We start from the raw sequence: 18,039 nt of genomic DNA on the forward strand, positions 1-18,039 counted from the left end.
TGAAGAGATAAATTCTAGGCAGCGTTTGATAAGCATAGCCTTAGCTATGGTTGAGAGCGCTAACAACGAAGTTACTCTTCAAAACCTCGCCCAAAGGGGCTTTGAAAAATTTGTCTAAGCGGTTTTATCTGTTTTTGCCAGGTCTAGACATGACTGCAAACAGACGCCTTGCTTAACCTAAATTTTACTTTGCCTGAAGTCATTTGGACTTGTTCTGTGTTTCCCTAATCATTTAGAGGAAAATGTCGTGTCAATTAAGTTAAAAATGGCAGGGGCAATTGTTGCTGCGCTGTTATTACTTCTTATCAGTAATTTGGCTACCCAATACCTTATTTCGCAGACCAATCAAGTCATCAATACCGTTGTTTATGAAAATGATCATAAAGTCGGGCTGATCCATAAGTTAAAAAGTAGTGCAGATGCACGTGAAGTTTTGTTGTTGGATATGGTTCTTCTTGATGAAGAAAATGATGATTACGAGACGCAAATGTCCTCTTTACGTGAAGGTCTGGATAAAACCGCAACGGCTATTTTTAATGTTTTTGAAGCGCTTAATAAACTAACACTGTCGGAAAAAGAAACCTCGATCTACGAGAATCTTCGAGCAAATGTGGCTACGGCGAATTTAGCATTTGCGAATTTTAATATTGCTCTTACAGAGGGTTTTAAAGAAGAGGCAGTGGAAATTCTACACAATGAATTCCGTCCGCAATATAAAGAATTTGCCAAGATCGTTAATGAGTTTTTGCAGTATGAAACCGATCTGAGCGCTAAGGCTGTTGAGCAGTTAAAACAACAGCAGGAAGACAGCAGCCAATATATGTGGATAGGCTTGTTTGTTAGTGTGATTATGTTTGTGTTTGTTGGCGGATTGGTTGCTCGCAGTTTGATGAAGCCGATTGAGGCGATGCAGGAAATCTTATTACATGTCGCTCGCGAGGGAGATTTGCGACAACGAGTGCAGGTTCAGGGTAAAGATGAATTAGCTGTAATGGGGCACGCGTTAAACGAATTATTAGGTTCGATCCAATTGTCTACCGACTGTGTGAATCATGTTCTACAAGATATGGCGAGCGGGAAATTCGATACTGAAATTCAAGCTGACCTCAAAGGCGATTTTGGCGCGATGAAAGATCAGGTGAATTTAAGTGTTCGTCAAATGCAGTCGGTAGTGACCTTATTGCAAGACAGTGCGCATAATTTCCGCGAAGGCATTTTACAAACCCCTGACCATCAACATCTGAACTTATCGGGTGCTTTCCTAAAAGTGGTACAAGATTTGGATGCTTCGGCGCAAAATATGCAACAGACCGTGCGTTCAATTTCCGAAACCCTGAATAAATTGGCACATGGTGATTTTGCGACCCGTAATAATGGCGTGATTACCGGTGATTTTGTCCCGTTGCAGAAGAGTCTGAATATGGCGCTAACTGACTTGGAGAACTTTGTAAACGAAGTGTCCAAAGTTCAGGCGCGTATTAGTGAAGGGGATTTGACTGAGGTTGTGAGCGGTAATTATCCGGGCAAAATGGCGATTCTTAAGGATTCTTTGAACAGCTCGGTACGCAATACTGCAAGTATGGTTGCAAAAGTCGATGCCGTCACGCAATCGGTGGTTAGCGAAATTGATAGTTTGGTAAGAGGCAATGCTGATATTTCGGAGCGGGTTCGCGAGCAGTCTCAAGCATTGATCTCGACTTCCAGTTCAATGGAGCAGATGACCCATTCGGTTCGCCAAAATGAAGAGAGCTCGCATCAGGCCAATCAAATTACTGTTCAGGCACGCGATAACTTGAAAGAAGGGCTTAAATCGATGGAGTTGGCATTGAAGTCGACTCAGGATATGGCGGAAGCGAATCATAAAATCAATGAAATCATTACTATGATTGACAGTATCGCTTTCCAGACAAATTTATTGGCGCTGAATGCGGCGGTGGAAGCAGCGCGAGCCGGTGAACATGGACGAGGTTTTGCCGTGGTTGCAGGTGAGGTACGAAATCTAGCCGGTAAATCTGCCGAGGCGGCGGGTGAAATTAAACAATTGATTGAAAACTCGGTGTCGATCTCAGAGAAAAGCGGTCAGTATGTGTCGCAAACCAGTGAAGCTTTGCAGATTATCAACAGCTCTATTGGTGAAATGTCGGAGATGATTTCCGACATTTCTCATGCCGGCTCCGAACAGACTCAGGGGATTGAACAAGTTAATCAGGCGATTACCGATATGGATGCTTTAACCCAGCGTAATGCCGGCGTGGTGGAGCAGATTGCCGAACAGTCGAAACGCGTTTTAGGCAATGCCAATTCGCTGCAAGACCAAGTGAAACTCTTTAAGGTGGATTCGACTGTTAAAGGCCGTATGCTCCGTATCGTCAACTCTTCAACCGGTGCGCAGTTTGAAAAGATGATTGAGGCGCATTTGGCGTGGAAAGCGAAGATTCGCTCGTTTGTCGATGGTAATGATATTGGCGTAACTTATGAAGCGGCTACCGATCATCATGCTTGTGCTTTAGGGCAGTGGTATTACGCCGAAGGTCAGTCTTTGATGAACTTGCCGTTGATGAAACAGTTAGGCGATGAGCATGCGCAAATGCACCAAGCGATTAAACAGGTGATGGATGCGAAATCGATTGAAGATATCGATAGTGTTGAATCAGGCCTGCAAAAAGTCGATGTGCAGAGTGAAACGGTGGTTGAACTCTTGTATCAACTAATGGATCAAGTCGCTGATTAGATAGCGATTCAACGGTCATGTAGAGAAGCCGAGCAAGTTAATTTGCTCGGTTTTTTTTATGCCTGTTTTTTACTCAATAACAGTAAGAACAGTGCCGTGGCAGCCATAACAATCGCAGGGCCGGTTGGTAAATCCCATTGATACGAAGCGGCGACACCAAGCAGCACGGAAATAATGCCGATAACCATGCTCCAACCGAGCATTTGTTCCGGCGTATGGGCTAAACGTCGTGCCGCCGCCGCAGGAATAATTAACAATGAAGTGATTAGCAAAACGCCGACTATTTTCATCGACAGGGCAATCATCAACGCTAACAGCAGAACGAACTGCAGTTGAACTTGTTTGACCTTGGTACCTTCGACATGCGCCAGTTCCGAATTTAGAGTGATATTTAACAAATCTTGCCAGTGTGCTTTGTAAAACAGCGCAATCAGCAGGCCGATAAAGGCAATCAATAAAATATCAAAGGCATTGATGCTGAGGATGTCACCAAATAGATAGCTCATTAAATCGATTTGTACGGAATTTTGCAGGCTAATCAATATCAAACCGAGCGCCAAGGAACTGTGCGCCAAAATGCCGAGTAAGGTGTCGCTCGACAGTTGTTTGGTGTGGCTCAGTGTGTAGATTCCCCACGCGATTAACAGCGATACAACGATAATGGTGATGCTTAAATTGGTTTCCATTAATAACGCGACGCTGACGCCGAGCAAGGCTGAATGTGCGAGGGTTGCGCCAAAGTAGGATTGTCGTTGCCAGACCACAAAAACGCCGAGTGGTGCTGAAATAAGCGCCAAGCCAATGCCGCCTAGCAGTGCCATGCCTAAAAATCCAAGCGCGGCGAGTCCCATATCCATAAGTAAAAATTGGTTGATGGAGTAAATAGCGTTATCAATCATTGATGAACCTAGGATTTGTTTGATGAAGTGGAATCGCTGCAACCGCAGTTATGGTCGCTACAACTATGGCCGAGAATCTTGTCTGGTTTTGAACTCGGTGCAAAACTGATTGGCGAGTCCAGATGGATGTGGCCTTCGCCGTGGCTGTGTTCACACTGTTGTGAGTTATGATGATGCTCGTAAACGGCGATGCCTGGTTCTTGGGCTCCGAACAAGGTAATAAAGTCAGGTGACTGGCTAACTTCCAACGGGTGGCCGGAACAACAGATGTGTTTGTTTAAACAGAGCACTTGATCGGTGTGTTTCATGACAATATGCAAATCGTGACTGACCATTAAAATCCCAAATTGATAGCGGTTGCGAATCTGGTTTAGGTATTGGTAAATTTCTGATTGTCCTTGAATGTCGACACCTTGTACCGGCTCGTCTAATACTAATAATTGCGGTTGTGTATACAGTGCTCTTGCCAATAAAACGCGCTGCATTTCGCCACCGGAAATTTTTTGAATTGGTTTGTCGAGCAGGCCTTCAATATTCAAATCGTCCAAGACTTGCTCACGAGGAATCGAGTCTTTATTGGCTTGGGTAGCGGCTAAATCGAGAAAGCGGCGTACGGTCATTGGTAAGGTTTGATCAATCTGAATCTTCTGTGGCATAAAGCCAATTCGTAGGTTTTTATCGCGCCAGACTTTGCCGTTGCTCGGCTTAAGTAATCCCAAAAGAATTTTTAATAGAGTTGATTTTCCTGCACCGTTCGGGCCGATTAGCGTGATGACTTCGCCTTGATGAATCTGTAATGAAATCTCTTGTAGAACTTCTTGACCAGCAAAGTTATGAGTTATGTGTTGGGCAGAAAGTAAACACTTGGCGGGCGAAGAATTTATGGTGGGTTCGGATTGCATGCTTGACACCTTTGCTAAACTCTAAATGTGATGCGTTGGCTCGCATCCGAAAAGCGGTGATTGAAAAATAATTATTTGCTTATTTTACGTGTTTTTACCGTGTCATTTGGCATAATCTGTTTTATCAAAACTTTCTACAAATCGAGATTGCATCTGTGAATACTTTTTCTGCAAATTTGCGCAAGCGAATTCCTCTTAAATCGAAAGCCATTATGCTTGCCGTGTTGGCTAGTGGTGCTTTGTTAAACTCTATGTCTGCGCAAGCTTTACAGGTGACGGTAACGATTCCGCCTCTTGCCGGGATGATTGCGCCTCTATTAGACGAAAATGACAAGATTGAAGTCTTGTTGAAACCGGGTGTCAGTCCGCATGGCTTTCAAATCAAACCGTCGCAATTGGGCATTCTACAAAGCAGCGACTTACTGATTAGCGCCGGTACACCGGTCGATGCCTGGGTTGATAAATTTGCTAATCGTATTAGCGCCAAACAGATTCATCTAACGGATTTACAGGCAACTGAGCGCCTTCCGTTACGTAAGGGAGGCGTTTGGGAGAAAAAGCTGCCGAAAATGCTGCAGCAATCCGAGGAACGCTATGATCACAGCCATAGTCATGATGAACATAGCACAGCACTTAGCTTTGATGGTCATATCTGGATGTCGATGCATAATGCTCAAGTGTTGGTGGAAGAAGTGGCGCAAGTGTTAAGCCAACTAAAACCGCAGAAGTCACAGCAGATTGATATGGCAAAACAACAGTGGTTAGCAAGGTTACAGGAACAGGACCAATCTAATCAGCAACGTCTAGCGCCGTTAAAAGACAAAGCGTATTTGGTCTTACATGATGCCTTTCAGTATTTTGAGCATCATTACGGTTTGAATGGCGTTGGTTCCGTGCGTTTAAATCCAGAAGTGCCGCCAAGCTTAAAGCGTATTACTGAATTGCGCAGCAATCTGGTGAGTAAAAAAGTGCAGTGTGTTTTTCAAGAGCCGCAATTTCCAGGAAAGCAGTTGCAGCGTTTGACATCAGGTACTTCTGCAAAGATTGGCACGCTTGATCCAATGGGAACCATGTATATCATGCAGTCTGGCGGAAAAAGCGCGACATTTATGCATTATGACCGTTTTACTGAAAAGTTGACTGATGCTTTTGTTGACTGTTTAGGGCATAACTATGACCGCTAAGAGCAAGGTTCGTCTTTTCGGGCTTCCGGCTTGCGGGCGGCAACGTTTGCAAAAGGCTTGGCTGACACAAAACGATTTTGCCGTGCAAGCAATTGAGTTTGCTGAATTGCTACAAACATCCAATGAACAGTCGGCGGGTTTTAATTTGATGGTGATTGATGCACGTTCATTTATGCAGCTACCGCGTGATGCGTGGTTGCAGGACAACGTGCAGAAAATGTTGGTGCAAGCCGATGCAATATTGTTGAATTTTCTAGAAGCCGCATCGCTGGAGCAGCAGATGGAGTGGAAGCGCTATCTGCGGCACAATACTGACAAGCCTTTGTTTTTAAGTCTAAATCATGCCGTGCCGGAAAGTCTTCTGGCGCAAATCGATAGCCACAATGGTTCGCAGTTTCCATCGATTGAAAGCGCTTCCGCACTGCAAAGCTTCGAGTTTTCGCTTGAGCAGGTCAATCTTGAACATTTAATGATGGTGCTGGATAACGCTAAAACTGCCTTGGGGGCGAAACTACTTCGTGCCAAGGCGGTATTGGATACCGTTGAATACGATAATTTGGTGGCGCTGGAAGGCGCCCCTTATCGTTGGGATTGTTATCCGGCGACCGAGTCAGAGGTGGAAATTTGGCAAAATCGACTAATGATTCAAGGTTTTGATCTCGATCAAGCTTGGCTAGAACAGATGTTAGCTGCTTGCCGAAGCTAAATTTCTATTAGCTGCTCTGTACAATTTTTCCTTTCAAAACACGGTTTTATCTTGCCGTTGCCTGATAACCTCTTGAATTTTAATGAAAAATAACCCTTGTTTATGCAGGGTTGAGTCTGGTGGTGGCGGCTTCAAATTGGTGCGTACATTAGACTTTAAGTGAATAACCCACTAAAATACCCCGAAATTAAAATATTAGGCGTTATTGATATGGCTCAATCTGATCAAGTGGTCGATTTAAGCTCTCCGGGCGAGAGTGAATACGAAGAAATTAATGAAATTCTGAAAAAGAAGTTCAACTACCGTGAAGGGTTTGAAACCAAGACACAGGTAGAGACTTTCGCGAAAGGCATTAATGAAGATGTCGTTCGCGCGATTTCGGCCAAGAAAAACGAACCACAGTGGATGCTGGACTTCCGCCTGAAAGCTTTTAAACACTGGCAGACCATGCCGGAACCACACTGGGCAAAGTCTGAATACACGCCGATTGATTATCAAGATTACTCTTATTATTCCGCACCGGAATGTGGTGCTTGCGGTGATGCTTGTTCAACGGATGGTGAGCCGGAAATCGATCCAGAAGTGGCGAAAGCCTTTGCTGAACTGGGGGTGCCAATTGCCGGTGACGATGCGAATGTCGCGGTCGATGCGATCTTCGACTCGATTTCGGTTTCAACGACCAAGCGTGAAGAGCTAGAGAAATTCGGCATTATTTTCTGTTCTTTCTCGGAAGCGGTGCATGACTATCCTGAGCTGGTACAAAAATATCTTGGTACGGTTGTGCCTTACCACGATAACTTCTTTGCGGCGCTTAACTCGGCGGTGGCTTCGGACGGTACTTTTGTGTATATCCCAGAGGGCGTTCGTTGTCCGATTGATTTGTCGACTTACTTCCGAATTAATGAAGCGAAAACCGGTCAGTTCGAACGTACTATTTTGATTGCCGAAAAAGGCTCTTATGTTTCTTATCTAGAAGGCTGTTCAGCGCCGGTTCGTGATACCTATCAGCTACACGCCGCGGTAGTTGAGGTTATCGTGCATGAAGATGCTGAAGTGAAATACTCGACCGTGCAAAACTGGTATCCGGGGGATGATGATTGCGAAGGCGGTATTTTGAACTTCGTAACTAAGCGTGGTATCTGTGAAGGCGCGAATTCTAAGTTATCTTGGACGCAGGCTGAAACCGGTTCGGCGATTACTTGGAAATACCCAAGCTGTATCTTGAAAGGTGATAACTCGATTGGTGAATTCTATTCGGTTGCATTGACGAACCGTCGCCAGCAAGCAGATACCGGTACCAAGATGATTCACCTAGGTAAAAACACCCGCAGTACCATTATTTCTAAAGGCTTATCGGCAGGACGCTCTGACAACACTTACCGTGGTCAGGTAAAAATCGCACCGAGCGCGGAAGGCGCGCGTAACTTCACGCAGTGTGATTCGATGCTGATTGGCGATAAATGCGGTGCGCATACTTTCCCATATATCGAAGTGGAAAACCCGACAGCGCAGGTTGAACACGAAGCGACTACTTCGCGTATCGGTGAAGATCAACTGTTCTACTGTCAGCAACGCGGTATCTCCGAGCAAGATGCGATTTCGATGATCGTTAACGGCTTCTGTAAAGAAGTTTTCTCGGAATTGCCGTTGGAATTTGCGCAAGAAGCCGAAGAATTACTTGCAATCAGCCTAGAAGGCTCGGTCGGTTAATCGAAATACATACAGATTTTAGTTGTGCCTACAGCAAAAAAGTTGGGTACAAAATAACAAAGGTTTAATAAAAATGTTACTAAACGTTCAGAATTTACAAGCACAAGTTGAAGAGACAGAAAAGCAGATTTTGAAAGGGCTGAATCTGGAAGTAAAACCAGGCGAAGTGCACGCTATTATGGGGCCGAATGGTGCCGGTAAAAGCACGCTGGCAAGCGTTCTAGCGGGTCGTGAAGACTATGAAGTAACCGACGGTTCGGTTGATTTTGACGGTGAAGACCTTCTAGATATGGATCCTGAAGAGCGTGCGCGTAAAGGTCTGTTCTTGGCATTCCAATATCCGGTCGAGATTCCGGGTGTTTCAAACAAACTGTTTATGCAGACCGCAGTCAATGCGATGCGTGAAGAGCGTGGCCTTCCAGAATTGGATATGTTCGATTTCGATGAATACGCGAAAGAGAAAATCGAACTGCTAGATATGCGTGCTGACCTGCTGGAACGTTCTGTGAACGTTGGTTTCTCCGGTGGTGAGAAAAAGCGTAACGACATTTTCCAAATGGCACTGCTAGAACCAAAACTTTGCATTATGGATGAGACCGATTCCGGTCTGGATATCGATGCCCTGCGTCTGGTTGCCAACGGTGTTAACACTTTGAAAAACGACCAACGTTCGTTCATTATTGTCACCCACTACCAGCGTCTGCTTGACTACATCAAACCGGATCACGTGCACGTTCTGTATAACGGTCGTATCGTTAAATCCGGCGGTTTTGAACTGGCGTTAGAGCTAGAAGAAAACGGCTACGATGAGATTATCAAACAACACCAAGACGCTTAATTGAGAGGGCAAAAGCAATGGCGAAAAAACTCTCTCCAGTAGCGCAAAAGGCGCGCGACTTTTATCTTCATGAAGCCGGCAAATTAGGTGATGCCAGTTCTGGCGTGTTAAAACAAGTTCGCGATCAGGCACAAGAAGCGTTTGCCGAGCAGGCTTTTCCGACCGCGAAAGACGAAGATTGGCAATACACCAAGTTGACCGGGTTTGTACAAAATCATTTTGCAGCAGTACAAACTTCGGAAGAAGTGGCCGGTAAGATTAATGCATATATGCCGAGTTTTCCGGTCATCAAATTGGTTTTTGTCGACGGTAATTTCAGCGAATCGCTGTCCGATGATTTAAATGAATTGCCGGATGGTATCAGCCTAGAATCTTTTGCCGATACTTTGAGCATGAATAATGAACTGGATAAGGTTTTTGCCGGTCAGGATAAGATTTTGGCAGAACCGTTCGGTAGCTTAAACAGCATGTTGATGCGTGATGGTTTTTGTCTGCAAGTCAGTGCCAATAAAGCATTAGAGCTGCCGTTATATGTATTGCATGTGCAAACCAAAGCGGGAAGTATCAGTTCATTACGTAATCGAGTAGTTGTCGGTGAAAATTCAGAAATAACACTGGTTGAGCGTTATGTTTCTGCGCACGAAGAAGGTGCGGCTTGTAGCAATATCGTCACCGAAATCGATGTGGCTAAACACGCGCGTGTTAAACAAGTGATTGTGCAACAGCAGAACGACAGCAGTTATTACTTCAATAACCAATTTATTAGCCAAGCGGATTCGAGTAATTTTAATACCTTCTTTGCGTCGACAGGCTCGGATACTTCACGCCATCAAAATCATCTGTATATGAATGGTGAGCATATCGAAAACACGCAGAATAGTGCTTGTATCGCTCGCCAATCGCAAACCGTTGATTCGCGTAGTTATACCGAACATAACGACGAGCACGGTTTTAGTCGTCAGCTGCATAAGTTTGTCCTTGATGACAAGGCAGTCGGTGTATTCAACGGTATGATTCGCGTTGATCAGAAAGCGCAGAAAACCGATGGGCAGATGGACAACAAAAACCTGATTTTATCGAATACTGCAAAAATGGATGCTAAACCGCAGCTGGAAATCTATGCTGACGACGTTTTATGTTCGCATGGTTCGGCGACCGGTCAGATTGATGAAAACCAGATTTTCTATCTGCAAGCGCGGGGTATCAATAAAGCGGCGGCAATGCAGATGATTACTAAAGCGTTCTTATTAGAACCGGTTGAAGACATTAATAATGCCGATATCCGTAAGTGGATTACCGATCAGTTAGAAGTGGCGTTGGCGAAAACCCATCTGCCGAAAGCTTAATCTGCAATGAGTGAACAAATGAACGCAAAATTTGCTGAAATTCGTGATCAGTTTCCGATTCTAAAGCAGGAAGAGAACGGTCAGCCATTGGTTTATCTCGACAATGGCGCCACTTCGCAAAAGCCGGAATCGGTAATTCAGGCGATTGAAAACTACTACCGTTTTCAGAACGCCAATGTGCATCGTGGGGTTTATGGCCTTAGTGAACGTGCTACTGAACTATATGAAGGCGCGCGTGAAAAAGTTCGTGATTTCTTGAATGCCAAATCGACTAGAGAAATTGTCTTTGTTCGCGGTGTGACCGAGGCGGTTAACTTAGTTGCTCAATCTTGGGCGCGTACTTTCCTGAAAGCCGGTGATGAAGTCTTGATTACCGAGATGGAGCACCACTCGAATATTGTTCCGTGGCAGTTGTTGCGTGACCAAATTGGTATCCGTCTGCGCGTTTTGCCGATTAACAATAAAGGCGAAGTATGCTTGGGTGCCATGGCGGATATGGTTTCGGAAAACACCAAACTGGTTTCGGTTACCCATATGTCAAATGCGCTTGGCACCATTAACGACATTCAAAAAATGTCGGAAATCGCGCATTCGGTTGGTGCGAAGTTTATGGTCGACGGCGCCCAAGCAACCGCTCACTTGGCGGTTGATGTACAAAAAACGAATTGCGATTTTTATGCTTTGTCAGGCCATAAGATGTACGGTCCGACCGGCATTGGCGTGCTGTATGCCAAAGAAGAGCTTCTGGAAGCGATGCCGCCTTATCAAGGTGGTGGCGATATGATTTACTCGGTGACATTTGATTCAACCGAATTTAACGTTTTGCCTTATAAATTCGAAGCGGGAACGCCAAATATCGCCGGAGGTATCGGGCTTGGTGCAGCGGTTGATTTCCTACAGTCGGTCGGCTTGAATGAAGTTGCCGCTTATGAAGACGAGTTGCTTAAGTATGCGACCAAACAGCTAAAACAGGTCGATGGCCTGCGTATTATCGGTGAAGCAGAGCATAAGGGCGGCGTTGTCTCATTTGTTATTGATGGCGTGCACCCGCATGATATGGCGACTTTGATGGATCAAGATGGCATTGCAGTTCGTGCTAGTCACCACTGTGCCATGCCGGTGATGCAGCACTTCAAAGTACCGGCGACAATTCGTGCTTCTTTTGGTGTCTATAATAACTTTGACGATATCGACAGGTTGGTCGCTTCGATTGAAGAGGCTAAAGAGATGTTGTTGTAATAAGGGCATTCAGCCTGCCTGTTGTGAAAGCCCTGAACTGTAATGGTTTGGGGTTTTTGCTTTCAACAGCTCCTAAACTTGATTCCAGCCGACTTTGTTTAGGTTTCTCTGATATCCCTAACGTCGCCTGCTAAGATGAATAAAGTGTAATTAAATGTTGTGAGTCAGAGTATGTCTGATATGGATGAAAGTTGCAATGACGACAAAGCCCCTTTAGAGTGGATTCAATTGGAATTGATTCCCTTGCCGCATATAAGCGACGAACCACGATTGTTACTGTGGTGGAATCCGGGTAAACGTGAACTGCGTGGTGATGGCAAAGATAAGGTTTTGTTAATTGTCGAACAGGCATTGCGAGCTGGAAAGGTCGAAAATGCCGGCACAGTGTACGAAGTCACCGATCCTTTGACAAAACCGTCCGAATTGGCCGTCGTGCTTGCTAAAAGTTACTGGGTGGTGCCACAGCCAGTTCGTTATCCGGGTGAAAGCACTGAGCAGAGTGAGCAAGATTTGGCCTCCAAACGCTTGCAATAAAAACCTATAAACCTTGTCTCAAGAGTAAATTTATCTCCGCTTTTCCTTGCTGAGCCATGTATCATATGCGTACTAGGGTCTATTGAAAATTCATAATTAGGCACTGCTCATTCCATTTTGAATTTTCAATAGACCCTCATACAAAGCTAATTTTTTTGGGATAAGTCTTTTCGCAGATGAAAGATCAGGTACAACAGATTCATTTTGTCGGTATCGGCGGTGTTGGTATGGCCGGTATCGCCGAAGTTTGCCTTAACTTAGGCTATACCGTCAGCGGTTCCGATATTCGTAAAAACCCTTCCGTCGAACACCTCACTTCTTTAGGTGCATTGATTCAAATCGGCCACGCTGCCGAGCATGTTAAAAATTCCGATGTGGTGGTGATTTCCACCGCGATTGGTAAAGGTAATCCGGAGATTGAATGGGCTCGTGAGGCGCGTATTCCCGTGATTCCTCGTGCCGAGATGTTAGCGGAGTTGATGCGGATGCGTTTTGGTATCGCCATCGCCGGTACGCACGGTAAAACCACGACCACCAGTTTAAGCGCCGCAATCTTGACCCAAGCAGGTCTTGATCCGACATTTGTGATTGGTGGTAAGTTGAACCAGGTCGGCACTAACGCGCGTTTAGGCACCAGTAATTATTTGGTTGCCGAAGCGGATGAATCGGATGCCTCTTTCCTGCATTTGATGCCGATGCTGTCTGTCATCACCAATATCGATGAAGACCATATGGATACCTACCAAGGTGATTACCAAAATTTAGAAAACACCTTTATCGAATTTATTCACCGTTTGCCTTTTTACGGCAAGGTCATTGTCTGTATTGATGATGCCAATATCCGTCAGTTATTACCGAAAATCAGCCGTAAGTTTTCAAGTTATGGTTTTTCCGAGGATGCTGATGTTCGCGCTCTGAATGTGCGTTCAGAAGGTACGCAGATGTTCTTTGATGTTCAGCTGCCGAATCAAGAAGCGTTATTACCGGTCTGTTTGAATATTCCGGGTAGACACAATGTGTTGAATGCATTGGCGGCGATAAGTGTGGCGAGTGAATTAAGCGCTTCGACGGCAGCGATGCAACAAGCATTGACCGAGTTTGGTGGTGTGGGTCGTCGTTTTGAGGTTTATCCGCAGCGTTGTATTGCTGATAAGACCGTGACTTTGGTGGATGATTATGGGCATCACCCGACTGAACTGAAAGCGACTTTAGACACTGCGCTACATGCTTTCCCAAAACAGCGCAAGGTTTTGGTTTTCCAACCGCATCGTTATAGCCGTACCCGCGATCTGTTTGACGATTTTGTCCAAGCGTTGTTAATGGCTGACTTGGTGATTTTGACCGAAGTCTATGCTGCTGGTGAAACGCCGCTAGCCAACTTCGATTCGAAATCTTTATTGCAAGCGTTGCGGACGCGTGGCGGGCAAGGTTTCTTTGCCGAAAATTTCGATGAGTTGGAACAACTCTGCTCTGAAGTCTTGGCGGATGGCGACTTGCTATTGGTGATGGGGGCTGGTGACATTGGTCAAGTGGCCAAACGTTGGGCACAGAGTGAAGCTTAGCTGAATACAAAATTAAGGAATAATAAGTGGCTTTTGAATTAACTGAACAGACTAAGGTTGCGGTTTTAATGGGCGGAGTAGCCGCTGAACGTGAGGTTTCGTTGCGCAGTGGAAAAGCTGTGACTGCCGCTTTAAAAGCGCAGGGCATTGATGCTACCGGTGTCGATGTCAGTAGTTTGCAGCAGCTTGAAAATATCGCGCAAGAATATGATGTTGCTTTTGTCGCCTTGCACGGTCGTTGGGGAGAAGACGGTACGGTTCAAGCAATTTTACAAGACTTGAAAATGCCTTTTACCGGCAGCCGTATGCAAGCCTCAGCAATTGCTATGGATAAGTTGCGCACTAAATGGATGTGGCTTGGCGCCGGTTTGCCGACACCGAATTTTGTTCGGGTCAACTCGCAAAACCCATTAAATATGCAAACCTTCGATTTAGAATTTCCGGTCATCGTTAAACCGATTCACGAAGGTTCCAGTATTGGGATGCAGAAAGTCGAGAGCCGTGAAAAACTGGCTGCGGCAGTCGCCGAAGCACAGGTTTTTGATGATGAAGTGCTCATTGAGCAATGGATTACGGGTCGAGAATATACCGCTGCGGTTCTGAATGATAAAGCTTTGCCGTTGATTGAATTACGCACTAATAATAGTTTTTATGATTTTGAAGCTAAATATCAGTCCAACGATACTCAATACATCTGTCCAACTGACTTAGCACCGGAAATGGAGCAGTCACTACAAAAAATTGTATTGCAAGCATTTGATGTAGTCGGCTCGCAAACTTGGGGAAGGGTTGATTTAATGTTGGATGAACAGAATCGTCCCTGGTTGATTGAGTTAAATTCGGTGCCAGGTATGACCGACCACTCACTTGTACCGATGGCTGCGAAACAGGCCGGTATTAGCTTTGAAGAGTTGGTGAAGCAAATTCTCATCACTGCGAGTTAATCATTGAAAATAATGAATTTGGTACTGTCATGAGCCGTAAAACCGCTGAACTGGAATTGGATTCGTTTTCTGCCAAAGAAGAGAAACCGCTGCAAGAAAACGGGCCTTCGAAATTGCCGAAGGTTGCCTTTTGGTTGTTGGTAGTGACCGGGTTGGTGATATTGTTAGCGTGGATTTTACTGCCGAATAAACCGGCAGCTAACTGGTTTTCGAAAAGCATTACGGATTATCAAATCGTCTCTAACTCGGGTTTAAATGAAGTTTCTCCAGATGACATTGGCGAAATTATGCAAGATTATATGGGCGCGTCTTTCTGGGAAGTGCCAATTGAGGTGATCCAAGGACGACTCAATCAATTGGATTGGGTCGTTAAATCTGAAGTTAGCCGGGTCTGGCCGAGTTCGTTAAAAATCCATATCTTCGAGCAACGTCCTTTAGCTCGTTGGGGCGAAGCCGGTCTTATTAACCAGAACGGCCAAGTGTTTTTTCCATATAGTCTAAAAGGCTATGAAAATTACATGATATTGGATGGCGAACTCAAAGAAAGTCATAAAGTATTAGCACGCTTTCAAGAGCTGCAACCGATGTTTGACGATAATGGTTTTGTGATCATTGGCTTAGCGCATAAAGCCGGCGATATTTGGCGTGTGGAACTGGCTAACCAACAAGAATTGATTTTTAAAGAAGCCGACTGGCAGACAAAGTTACGACAGTTTTTCTTAGCCTATGCCAAGCTGACAGATCAGGTCAGAAACTCGGCACAAACCTTTGATTTAAGATATAGTAACGGATTTGTAATTGGCAAAAAATCATCATAGATTTTGTCCAATAGTAGTTTATATTTTCAATTGACTCTACACTTGAAAGGATGGAGTGACACGGATGGCGAGTAATCAATCGGGTACAAAAACCATTGTAGGTTTGGATATTGGAACCTCTAAAATCAAAGCAGTAGTGGGTGAGATTACTGGCAATGAGATCGATGTACGCGGTTATAAATCGGTACGCACTAAAGGTTTGCGCAACGGTGTAGTCATCAATATTGAAGAGACCAAAAAGTCAATTGAAAAAGCGGTTCGTGAAGCGGAAGAGTTCGCTGGTTGTGAAGTCGATTCGGCTTATATTGGTATTACCGGCGGCCATATCAAGAGCATTAATTCGCACGGTGTTGTGACAATTAATAATGAAGTCACCGATGAAGATGTACAGCGAGTGACCGAACAGGCGCATGCTGGTAAATACTCGCCATCTGAAGAACGTATGCTACATGTGTTGCCGAAAGAATTTACTCTGGACATGCAAGAAGGCATTGTTGAACCGATTGGCATGGCCGGTAAGCGTCTGGAGGTGAAAACCCACATTATTACTGCTAGCCAGAGTGCGGTACGTAATATCGAAAAGTGCGTGCAGTCTGCCGGCCTGGAAAAAGCGACACCGGTGTTGGCGCAATATGCGGCCAGTGAGGCGGTGTTGAGCGATGATGAAAAAGAATTGGGTGTGTGCGTGGTGGATATTGGTGGCGGAACCACTGACATTACCGTGTATCGCAATGGGTCGATGCAATATACTTCGGTTTTGCCGATTGCCGGCAATTATGTCACTAACGATATTGCGATTGCCTTTAATACGCCGACCGATTCAGCAGAGCAAATCAAGGTGCAGTTCGGCTGCGCAATGCCTAGCTTGATTAAAGAGAATTTTGAATTCGATGTGCAGCGTGTCGGCGAGCGAGAGCCATTCAAGCTGAATCAACGTCTGCTCTCGGAAGTGATTCGTCCGCGTATGGAAGAGATCTTTGAAAACGTTGAACAGCGTCTTCGCCAAGACGGTTTCTCAAAAGAGATGTTTGGTGCCGGTATCGTTATTACTGGCGGTTGTTCAATGATGTTCGGAAGTAATCCGCTAGCTGAAGAGGTGTTTGATATGCCGGTGCGTATTGGCGTGCCGAAAAATGACATCTTTACCGGCGGCATTCTTAATGAGGTCAGTCACGCTGAGTTTTCGACCGCTTTGGGTCTATTGCAGTATGCGGCGCAGAATTTTGATTTAGACCATCCAGATTTTGTTTACCAATCGCAGGTAAATGATTCAGGCAGTGTGTTTGAAAGCATCGGTAGTGCAATCAATGCCATTAAAAACTGGTTTAGTAAAAGCTTTTAATTTTCTTTATGAGCAGTTCGGTAGTTCATTGCTACCGAATCCTTTTACTCGTCCTAGTTAATAGGCATTCATCCCTTTTATTTTCGTAATACCGACTTGTTCTGCGTTTCCCTAATAGTTTCTATCTATTTAAATCTAAATGGAATTTAATCAAGTTGCCGTAAAGTTATGGTAATATTTGCGCTTAATTTTGCGGGTATTGAATTCCACCATTACTTTGCGTGCTCTAGTGGTTACAGAAATATAAAAATTAATTGATCACTATCGAATAAAAACTTTTTTCCGGTATCTGCAGTCCGGATAGACATAAGTATACGAGTTTCCTTTGAACCAGAGAACCATAGTCAATTCCATTAAGGCGCGAGGCATCGGGCTACATACAGGGCATGAATCAATCATGACCTTGCGACCAGCGCCAGTGAATACAGGTATCGTTTTCCGTCGTGTAGACCTAGATCCTGTTATTGAATTTAAAGTTGCCCCGCAGATTGTCGGCGAGACAACTCTGTGTACTACCATCGTCAACCAACTGAACGATGAAATCCACAAAATTGCGACTATCGAGCATTTGATGTCGGCAATCGCTGGTATAGGGATTGATAATATCTTTATCGACATCACCTCTGATGAAGTTCCTATTATGGATGGCAGTTCGTCGCACTTTGTGTTTTTGTTACAATCGGCGGGTCTGAAACGACAAGATGCGGCTAAGCAGTTTATCCGTATTAAAAAACCGATGCGTGTTGAGAATGAGCATGGTGGCTGGGCCGAGTTTGTTCCTTTCAACGGTTATCGACTGAATTTTGCAATCTCTTTCTCTCATCCTGCGTTTGATAATACTGCCGAGAAGATGACGTTAGATTTTTCTTCGACAGCCTATTTCAAAGAAGTTTCGCGGGCGCGTACCTTCGGTTTTATGAAGGATATTGATATGTTGCGTGCCAATAACTTAGGCCTAGGTGCGAGTTTGAAAAACGCTATCGGTCTGGATGATGAGGGCGTTCTAAATGAAGAAGGTTTGCGTGACAAAGACGAATTTGTACGCCACAAAATTTTGGATGCGGTCGGAGACTTGTATATGCTAGGTCACCCGATTATTGGTGAATTCAATGCTTTTAAGTCTGGTCATGCGCTAAACAACCAATTGATTCGAGCGTTGATGGAGCAAGAAGATGCTTATGAATTGGTTACTTATGAAGGTGATGAGCCTCCTCCAGTAAGTTATTCAAGTAGTATGGTTGTGTAGTTGACAGCCAAATGTGATAAAGCCCGTTTTTACGGGCT

General features: G+C 44.9%; 15 protein-coding genes. 13 read left to right on the forward strand and 2 right to left on the reverse strand.

Annotation, left to right across the window (positions count from 1 at the left end; translation table 11 throughout):
- Positions 1-247: 247 nt before the first annotated feature.
- Positions 248-2,731 (forward strand): methyl-accepting chemotaxis protein, encoded by a 2,484-nt coding sequence (locus tag J3998_RS10645; RefSeq protein ID WP_208150649.1) that lies wholly within the window; start codon positions 248-250, stop codon positions 2,729-2,731.
- A 56-nt stretch (positions 2,732-2,787) separates the two neighbouring features.
- Here J3998_RS10645 and J3998_RS10650 read toward each other — a convergent pair whose 3' ends face one another.
- Positions 2,788-3,630, reverse strand: a complete 843-nt coding sequence (locus J3998_RS10650; RefSeq protein WP_243750717.1) for an iron chelate uptake ABC transporter family permease subunit — start codon at positions 3,628-3,630, stop codon at positions 2,788-2,790.
- 8 nt (positions 3,631-3,638) lie between these two features.
- On the reverse strand, positions 3,639-4,532 hold the full coding sequence (gene znuC / locus J3998_RS10655; protein WP_208150650.1) for a zinc ABC transporter ATP-binding protein ZnuC: 894 nt from the start codon (positions 4,530-4,532) through the stop codon (positions 3,639-3,641).
- A gap of 155 nt (positions 4,533-4,687) precedes the next feature.
- On the opposite strand from znuC, the gene J3998_RS10660 reads away from it, so the two are divergent.
- From J3998_RS10660 to lpxC, 12 genes are all read left to right on the forward strand, one after another.
- Positions 4,688-5,716, forward strand: a complete 1,029-nt coding sequence (locus tag J3998_RS10660) for a metal ABC transporter solute-binding protein, Zn/Mn family (RefSeq protein ID WP_208150651.1) — start codon at positions 4,688-4,690, stop codon at positions 5,714-5,716.
- Entirely contained in the window at positions 5,706-6,422 is a 717-nt protein-coding gene (locus J3998_RS10665; protein ID WP_208150652.1) for a GTP-binding protein, read from the forward strand. The genes J3998_RS10660 and J3998_RS10665 overlap by 11 nt, the downstream gene beginning before the upstream one ends.
- 210 nt (positions 6,423-6,632) lie before the next feature.
- A complete protein-coding gene (gene sufB / locus J3998_RS10670; RefSeq protein ID WP_208150653.1) occupies positions 6,633-8,132 on the forward strand; it encodes a Fe-S cluster assembly protein SufB in 1,500 nt (499 codons plus the stop codon).
- A gap of 73 nt (positions 8,133-8,205) precedes the next feature.
- The gene (sufC, locus tag J3998_RS10675; protein ID WP_208150654.1) at positions 8,206-8,970 is read left to right on the forward strand and encodes a Fe-S cluster assembly ATPase SufC; all 765 of its coding nucleotides are present in this window, start codon (positions 8,206-8,208) and stop codon (positions 8,968-8,970) included.
- Between the two features lie 17 nt (positions 8,971-8,987).
- Complete coding sequence (gene sufD / locus J3998_RS10680) at positions 8,988-10,316, forward strand: Fe-S cluster assembly protein SufD (RefSeq protein WP_208150655.1); 1,329 nt, start codon at positions 8,988-8,990, stop codon at positions 10,314-10,316.
- A gap of 18 nt (positions 10,317-10,334) precedes the next feature.
- Entirely contained in the window at positions 10,335-11,555 is a 1,221-nt protein-coding gene (locus tag J3998_RS10685; RefSeq protein ID WP_243750718.1) for an aminotransferase class V-fold PLP-dependent enzyme, read from the forward strand.
- Positions 11,556-11,726: 171 nt separating this feature from the next.
- Positions 11,727-12,089: a hypothetical protein gene (locus J3998_RS10690; RefSeq protein WP_208150657.1), complete on the forward strand. Its 363-nt coding sequence runs from the start codon at positions 11,727-11,729 to the stop codon at positions 12,087-12,089.
- A gap of 176 nt (positions 12,090-12,265) precedes the next feature.
- Positions 12,266-13,651 (forward strand): UDP-N-acetylmuramate--L-alanine ligase, encoded by a 1,386-nt coding sequence (murC, locus tag J3998_RS10695; protein WP_208150658.1) that lies wholly within the window; start codon positions 12,266-12,268, stop codon positions 13,649-13,651.
- A 26-nt stretch (positions 13,652-13,677) separates the two neighbouring features.
- Entirely contained in the window at positions 13,678-14,595 is a 918-nt protein-coding gene (locus tag J3998_RS10700; RefSeq protein WP_341829266.1) for a D-alanine--D-alanine ligase, read from the forward strand.
- Positions 14,596-14,624: 29 nt separating this feature from the next.
- On the forward strand, positions 14,625-15,413 hold the full coding sequence (locus tag J3998_RS10705) for a cell division protein FtsQ/DivIB (RefSeq protein WP_208150659.1): 789 nt from the start codon (positions 14,625-14,627) through the stop codon (positions 15,411-15,413).
- Between the two features lie 64 nt (positions 15,414-15,477).
- Positions 15,478-16,755, forward strand: coding sequence for a cell division protein FtsA (gene ftsA, locus J3998_RS10710; protein WP_208150660.1), 1,278 nt, complete (start codon positions 15,478-15,480; stop codon positions 16,753-16,755).
- Between the two features lie 325 nt (positions 16,756-17,080).
- Complete coding sequence (gene lpxC, locus J3998_RS10715; RefSeq protein ID WP_208150661.1) at positions 17,081-18,001, forward strand: UDP-3-O-acyl-N-acetylglucosamine deacetylase; 921 nt, start codon at positions 17,081-17,083, stop codon at positions 17,999-18,001.
- The last annotated feature ends 38 nt before the right edge of the window (positions 18,002-18,039 follow it).

Source organism: Thiomicrorhabdus marina, from assembly GCF_017571465.1.
GTDB lineage: Bacteria > Pseudomonadota > Gammaproteobacteria > Thiomicrospirales > Thiomicrospiraceae > Thiomicrorhabdus > Thiomicrorhabdus marina.